The sequence below is a fragment of the Sporanaerobacter sp. PP17-6a genome (assembly GCF_900095615.1).
Classification (GTDB): Bacteria; Bacillota; Clostridia; order Tissierellales; family Acidilutibacteraceae; genus Acidilutibacter; species Acidilutibacter cellobiosedens.
On the sequence record NZ_FMIF01000031.1, the window covers coordinates 1 to 7,511 of the forward strand.

Annotated in this window: 9 protein-coding genes; 2 read left to right on the plus strand and 7 right to left on the minus strand. The window is 35.0% G+C overall.

Translation table 11 applies throughout. The annotated features are described in order from the left end of the window. Positions 1-225 (minus strand): YdbC family protein, encoded by a 225-nt coding sequence (locus tag PP176A_RS12395; protein WP_071140800.1) that lies wholly within the window; start codon positions 223-225, stop codon positions 1-3. Between the two features lie 424 nt (positions 226-649). Here PP176A_RS12395 and PP176A_RS12400 point away from each other — a divergent pair, with 424 nt between their 5' ends. Next, positions 650-1,000: a hypothetical protein gene (locus PP176A_RS12400; RefSeq protein ID WP_071140803.1), complete on the plus strand. Its 351-nt coding sequence runs from the start codon at positions 650-652 to the stop codon at positions 998-1,000. Between the two features lie 39 nt (positions 1,001-1,039). Beyond that, positions 1,040-1,318, plus strand: coding sequence for a hypothetical protein (locus PP176A_RS12405; RefSeq protein ID WP_128752270.1), 279 nt, complete (start codon positions 1,040-1,042; stop codon positions 1,316-1,318). A gap of 125 nt (positions 1,319-1,443) precedes the next feature. On the opposite strand, the gene PP176A_RS12410 is transcribed toward PP176A_RS12405, so the two are convergent. The 6 genes from PP176A_RS12410 to PP176A_RS16665 all read right to left on the minus strand — a co-directional run. After that, the gene (locus tag PP176A_RS12410) at positions 1,444-2,556 is read right to left on the minus strand and encodes a metal ABC transporter permease (protein WP_071140805.1); all 1,113 of its coding nucleotides are present in this window, start codon (positions 2,554-2,556) and stop codon (positions 1,444-1,446) included. Continuing rightward, a complete protein-coding gene (locus PP176A_RS12415; RefSeq protein ID WP_071140806.1) occupies positions 2,557-3,687 on the minus strand; it encodes a metal ABC transporter permease in 1,131 nt (376 codons plus the stop codon). It abuts the gene before it with no gap. A 7-nt stretch (positions 3,688-3,694) separates the two neighbouring features. Then, positions 3,695-4,396, minus strand: coding sequence for a metal ABC transporter ATP-binding protein (locus PP176A_RS12420; RefSeq protein WP_071140809.1), 702 nt, complete (start codon positions 4,394-4,396; stop codon positions 3,695-3,697). Between the two features lie 62 nt (positions 4,397-4,458). After that, the gene (locus PP176A_RS12425; protein WP_071140807.1) at positions 4,459-5,400 is read right to left on the minus strand and encodes a metal ABC transporter solute-binding protein, Zn/Mn family; all 942 of its coding nucleotides are present in this window, start codon (positions 5,398-5,400) and stop codon (positions 4,459-4,461) included. Positions 5,401-5,569: 169 nt separating this feature from the next. Beyond that, positions 5,570-6,664 carry a tetratricopeptide repeat-containing glycosyltransferase family 2 protein gene (locus PP176A_RS12430; protein WP_071140808.1) on the minus strand — a complete coding sequence of 365 codons (1,095 nt, stop codon included), beginning with the start codon at positions 6,662-6,664 and terminating at the stop codon, positions 5,570-5,572. 67 nt (positions 6,665-6,731) lie between these two features. Next, positions 6,732-7,511 (minus strand): BclA C-terminal domain-containing protein (locus tag PP176A_RS16665; protein WP_441296106.1); only part of this gene is annotated, 780 nt, incomplete at its 5' end.

Sequence of the window (7,511 nt, forward strand, 5' to 3'; positions counted from 1 at the left end):
CTAAAGCTCAAGATCAATTAATATATCTCTTAGCCTTTTTAATTCATCTCTTGTAAAAGTGACTCCTTTACCCATCTTTTCATGACTTGAATCCCAGTCTCTGATATCATATTTAGGCTCTCTGCCATTCCAGCTTATTAAGTTCAATTCCTTCTGCCACTTTTTATCCACGCCTGAAATCACCCCTATTTTTTCGATAACTTCATATTTGATTTCATTTGACATTGCTATTCTCTCCTTCTATATTAGAAAATATTATTTTCTTAATAAATTAAATCCGCCTTTCTATTGGCGAATATGATATCTTCATATTATGAATACTATTTTACCGCATGTCTTGTAATTAAATCAACTAAAAATTTCATATTTATGATTTAAAGATTTCTAAAAAATGTTTAGCGGCAGTAGAAATATATCTGATCCTGAAGGTGATACTGCTCCTAAGCCGGGTTTGGGGTGGCTAGCCCAACAAACAATTTTTGAGATTTTCCCGTACAGGAAAATCTTAAAAATGTGTTGGTGTATATACACCAGCCCTGCTTGTGCAATAGTGACAAGGGTAAAAAGCGGCAAATCATTTATTTTTAGGAATGCGACATACACATGTCGCATTCCATGAGATATAATAAAGGCAAAGGAGGGAAAAAGGATGTCATTTTCTGAAATATGTATTTACCAAGTCAAGCCAGACAAAGTTAATGAATTTGAAACTCTCATGAAAGAAGCTGTCCAATTCATGAAGCAGTTAGAGGGTGTATTACTGCTACGCTTTATTAAAAGAACACACAATATTAACGATTTTTCTTTGATCAAAGAGGGACTTCCACCACATAAGGTAACCCGTATTGTAAAGAGTGTTCGTTATATGCTTTATTGGGAGTTTGATACTATTGAGAACTATGGTACTGCACAAAAAAGCCTGTACGAAAGCTATTGGAAAGCTATCGAAAAATGCTTGGTAGTGCCACATGACAAGTATTTAGGGGAGGAGTTGTTTTAATGGATTTAGCATATTGTGGTTTGAATTGTGGCGAATGTCTTGTTTACCTTGCCACAATTCAACAATAATGATGAAGAACAAATCAGATTGGCAAAAGAGTATTCAACTGACACTTGTGTATTTTCAAAAGATGATATGTTTTGCTTGGGTTGCCATTCTGATACTCATTCAGAAAAAATGTGTGGGGACTGTGCGATTAGAAATTGCGGCGTAAAAAAATCTTGTAATATTTGTGCTAAAGGTAGCAAGGAGGGCGATATTGTGTCCACCTTTGCCCGCTTGCTTCAACATGATGCCGATAAGCAAGGCAGAGTTTGAAACAAGCATTCTGTCAAAGCGACATCCTTTCCAACGGGCGGTAACAGCGGTATAATTAGAGTATACATTATCGTCTGTTGGCTGTCGGATAGAGATTAATTTCATTAAAAATTAATCTCCAATTCTTAAAATAACTGACTCATACTTTTTATTCCATATTCTCTTCCCGATTTGGTTAACTTTATTACGTTATCTTCTATACATATTTTTTCTTCCCTTTTTAATTTTTCTACTATAAAATTCAAAAAATCATTATCCCAATGAAGATGATCTTTAATAGTATTTACTCCGCATTCTATATACTCATTATCAGTGCCTTCATGGTTATATATATGAAATATCAAAGATTTCTCCGCGAAATCTACTTTTTGATGTTTTCTTCTTTTTATAGTAGTCAAAAGTCCTCTCTCAGGAGCAAATATAAATACTATTAAAAATATTGTCCCAACCATAATTGCCATAGACCCTGCTATGGATATATCAAAAATGGATGCAAATTGATATCCTGATATTCCACTTGCTGCTCCTGCCAAAGCTGCTATTAAAACCATGTGTTTTAAATTATCTGTAAGAAGGTATGCTATTACGGGAGGGCCTATCATAAATGCTACAACCAAAATTGAACCTACTGCTTGAAAAGACCCTACTGCCGTTATAGAAACAACTGTCATAAGAAGATAATGTATTAGTATTGGAGAAAATCCCAAAACTGAAGCTAAGGTAGGATCAAAAGTTACTATTTTTAATTCCTTGAAGAATATAGTTACAAATAAAATATTCATAATAAGAATTGCTCCCATGGAATAAATAGCTTTGGCCCCTATATCTATCCCAAACACTCTCATCCTGTCAAATGGAGCAAAAGCCAATTCTCCTAACAATACCGAATCCGTATCCAGGTGAACCGAGCCTGCATATTTTGAAATTATTATAATGGCTATACTAAAAAGAAATGGAAATACAATTCCTATAGCTGAATCCTCCGACATAAGCCTGGTATTATGAAGCATTTCAGTTAAAAATACAGTAAGAACTCCTACTGCGGCGGCTCCTATTATAAGCAGAGGCGATGTAAGACTATGGACCATAAAAAAAGCTATTACTATTCCAAGCAAAATTGTATGGGTTATTGCATCGGACATCATTGACATCTTTCTCAGTACTAAAAACACTCCCGGAAGAGAACACGCTACCGATACTATTACCGCAATAATTTGAATTTCCAACTGTGGCTGCATTTATTCTTCCTCCTTTCCAAAATAATCTTGAACGTATTTTATCCCCTCTTCGGTAATCTTCCATTTATCAAAAATATCTTTCTGTACAAGATTCCTTTCCGACAAATTCTGTAATATATAAACAATCTGTGATTCTCCTTTTACTTTTGCACTATAAGGTTTTATTGCCGAAATTTCATGACCGTGATACAATTCCTTATGATTCATTGCTAAATTATATAAATTAATTAAAATCTTATCTTCGCTTATTTCTTTTTGATTTTTCCTTTCTTTAAAATATTTCCATATAAGCCCTCTGTTCGGCGAAAATGATAAACTTATCATCACTATTACACTTATAACCATTACTATCATAGGTCCCGTAGGAAGCTCAGATACTATTGAACTTAATATAGTTCCTAAAATTCCTGATATTGCTCCGAACATTGCTGATAATATAACCATAACAGAAAGTTTATCGGTCCACTGTCTGGCAGCCACAGCTGGAGCTATAAGCATAGAACTCATCAAAATAACTCCCACAGTTTGAAGACCTACAACTATAGTTGCTACTGTTATTCCCGAAAGGATCATAGTTATTTTTTTGACTGAAAACCCAATGCTTTCTGCAAATTCAGGATCAAAAGAAATTATTTTAAATTCCTTCCAAAATATAATAATCAAAGTTATTATTATAATTCCAAGGACTCCCATCATCCAAACTTCTCTTTTCAATAAAGTTGACGCCTGACCAAAAATAAATTTATCCAGTCCAGCTTGATTTGCATTTGGTATTTTCTGAATATAGGTCAAAAGTGCTATTCCACCTCCGAAAAAAACAGAAAGTACTAAAGCTAAAGCACTATCAAATTTTATTCTTGAATATCTTACTATAAAAAGAATTAAAAATGTAGCGGCAAGACCGGACATCAGAGCACCGAAAAGCAAAAATTCAGTTGTCTTAGTTTGAGTAATAAGAAAAACCAAAGCAATTCCCAAAAGAGCCGAGTGAGAAACCGAATCTCCTATCAAGCTCTCCTTTCTGATAACCGCAAAACTTCCCACAACTCCGCTTATTATCCCTAAAATTCCGGAACCCAATGCTACTATTCTTAAAGTATAATCTCTCAAAATTATCTGTAATATATCCATACTATCCCTACCTTTTCAAAATTTGTCCGGTACTTCTATAAGTTTTCTTTAAATTCTCTTCAGTAAATACCACATTAACAGGACCGCTATCTATTATTTGAGTATTCAGCAAAGTTACCCAATCAAAATATTCCGGAACAGTTTGAAGATCATGATGCACTACTATTACAGTTTTGCCTCTTTCCCTTAGTTCCTTTAAAAGAGATATTATCGCCTTTTCAGTTTTCGCATCCACTCCCTTAAAGGGTTCATCCATAAAATATATATCAACATCTTGAACAAGAGCTCTTGCAAGAAAAACTCTCTGCTGCTGTCCTCCGGAAAGCTGGCTTATCTGCCTGTCTGCAAATTCCTTCATTCCTAATTTCTCTAAGGCTTCTATTGATTTAATCTTATCATCATGAGAAGGTCTCTTTATCCATCCTAATGCTCCGTAACGCCCCATAAGAACTACATCCAATACATTTGTAGGAAAATCCCAATCAACACTCCCGCTTTGAGGCACATAAGCTATATGGCTTCTCTGTTCTTTATATGGTTTACCGTCAAATAATACATTTCCTGATATAGGTTTAATGAGTCCAAGCATAGCCTTAATTAGTGTAGATTTCCCTGCTCCGTTAGGGCCTACTATTGCCATTAAAACCCCTTTTGGTATTTTAAGATCTATATCCCATAAAACAGGTTTAACCTGATATACCACGGTCATATCTTCAACTTTTACTATATACTCATTATTGTCCACCTTTTCATCCCCTCTACTTTAATTATTTATTTTAATGCATCAACAATAGTATCAATATTATGTTTGAATGTGCCTATATACGTCCCTGCACTGGTATCCGGGTCTCCCAGAGAATCCGAATATAATTCTCCTCCGATTTTAACCTGAAAATTTTTAGCTTCCACAGCTTCTTGCAATGCCTCCATGTTTTTCTTCGGTATTGAGGTTTCAATAAATACGGCTTTAATTTGATGTTCTACGATAAAATCGGACAACTGGCGTACATTTGAGGTCCCTGCTTCAGCTGAAGTACTTATACCCTGAAGCCCTTTAACTTTAAACCCATATGCTTTCGCAAAATAATTAAATGCATCGTGAGCAGTTATAAGTATTCTTTTATCTTCAGGAATTTCTGATACTCTTTTAACTATATAATTATTCAGTTCTTTTAGTTCTGAAAGATAACTCTCTAAATTGGCATCGAATTCTTTCGAATGTTTTTTATCCAGTTTCTTTAATCCTTTTGCAACCTCTATTGCTTCATCTTCCCATATATTTACATCGAACCAAACATGAGGGTCGTAAACATTTGAATCACCATCAACTTTAATCAAATTTTTTTTATCTATTCCATCAGCAGCACAAACTACCAGTTTGTCTATATCTCTCAAATTTTCAAATACTTCTCCCATTTTTCCTTCCAAATTTAGACCTCCATATACTATCATATCAGCTTTTTGCATTAGTATAACATCCCCTGCACTTGCTTTATACAAATGAGGATCTATCCCCGGTCCCATTAAGCCATAAACGTCTATGTATTTACCTCCTATTTTCTTTACCAAATCTGTAAGCATAGTTGTAGTAGTAACTACTTTGTATTTCCCATTATCTTCAAACATATAATCTTTATTTCTTATATTTCCGCATCCCGTAACAGTAACAGCAATAATCAAAAAAAATAAAATAAAAGTCGCAAATTTCTTCATAAACTATGTTCCTCCCAAAGTTCCGATTTTCTTTATTATAATACCCCACCATTCAGCAAAGAAAACAATTATGCAGTCATCATATACTAAATAAAATATATAAAATTCTAAAACCCGCATATCCTCTATATCGAATTATACGGGTTTATTATCATATTATCACCTGTTATCACAATCTGCTCGAAATCGACAACACCTTTTCCAAGAACATCTTGTTTTGCTTTACCATATTACTGTTTGGAGCATATTTTTCTGCAATTTTATTATGGCGGTATGCTTTCTCGTATTCTTCCTTTGCAGAATAGCAAACACATAGCTGTATATGAGGAAGCCACGTAAAACATATATTATTTATCAATCCCCAGCTATTTTCTTCTAAAGGAAGATTGGTCGCCAAACTATACCAAAATATAGCTTCATCGTATTGCTTATTGTTTAAAAAATGATATCCTACTCTACAGCAGAAATCAGCTCTGGGAATCCCATACTCGAAACTTTTAAATGAATATCTCAATTCATTCTTGAAATCACCTATTCTGTAAAAACAATCCGCCAGATTGGCACAAGCAGTTTTTTTATCTTCCACCCAGCCATCCTCTGTTTCCAAAAATTTTTTATACTGTGCTATGGCCTTAGGAATAAAGTTATTATAATAAAGCTCATTCCCATAATAAAATATATCTCTCGTATTAAACATTTCTCCATTCTTCAATCTGTTCTCATATATTTTTAAATTTCTGTCTCCACTGTTTTTTACCTTTTTATGATATATGGAAATATTTGAATTTATAATGTTGCCATAAACATTCAAATATTCATGAACCGCTCCAATCCACATATAATTGTTTGCTCTTTTGACAAGTCTGTTTCTGCGTAAAGAAAATACAGAATTCCCATCTTCATCTTCTTCTAATACATAATTCATAGTAACTGAATCTATTGTAGTATCAAATTTACTTTTTAAGTCTATTAATTCTCTCATATCTTCTTCTTTCATTATATCATCTGCATCCATCCATAATATATAATCTTTTGTTGCTTTTCCAAAAGAAAAATTACGTGCTTTTGAAAAATCATCTTCCCAGGGGAAATCATATATATGTGCATTAAAATTCTGAGCTATATCTTTGGTTTTATCTGTTGAGCCCGTATCGACTATTACTATCTCATCAACAGCTCTTGCCACAGAATTTAAACATCTATATAATACATCTTCTTCATTTTTTGCTATCATGCACAAACTAATTGTAATATTTTTTTTCATAAAATCCTCCTTTAAAAGAATAGCCCTTTAAAAATTCAAAGAGCTATTCTTTTATTAAAAAATCTTTCTAAACCATTTTTACAAGTAATGAAACTGAAACTGCAGAACTAAGTGACAGTGTTGCAGATATTAAAGAATTATTTACTATTGATATTGAATCTCCAGCTTCTAATGATAATATTCCCTGACCTTTAACCTGACCTAAAGCTACTAAGGCAGTATAGTTAATCTCCGTCTGAATTACTGAATTTACTGCTATTGCAAATGTTGCATTAACACCCACGGTTGTTGATACTAAAAATTCTATTTCATAATCTCCAGTAGCATTTACTATTACATCAGGACTTGGAGCGATATGTGTCAATCCAACCACTACTCCATCATTAGTCAAAGGAATCTCAGCTCCGCCGAGTATTATGCCTGTTCCTAAACTTGTTCCAGGTGAATAGAAATATCCATAAGTTGACAATCCTCCCGCAGGTCCTGTCGGTCCTGTCGGACCTACTGGTCCTTGTATTCCTTGTGGTCCTACCGGTCCTTGCGGTCCTGTCGGTCCTGTCGGTCCTGCAGGTCCTGTTATACCTTGTGGTCCTTGAGGCCCTAAAGGTCCTTGAGCTCCTGTTATACCCTGTGGCCCTTGTGCTCCTGTTGCTCCTGCTGGGCCTGCTGGTCCCTGTGGTCCTGTTGCTCCCGCTGGGCCTGCTGGTCCCTGTGGTCCCTGCGCTCCTGTTGCTCCTGCTGGGCCTGCTGGTCCTTGCGGTCCTTGTGGGCCTTGAGCTCCTGTTATACCCTGTGGCCCTTGTGCTCCTGTTGCTCCTGCTGGGCCTGCTGGTCCCTGTGCTCCCTG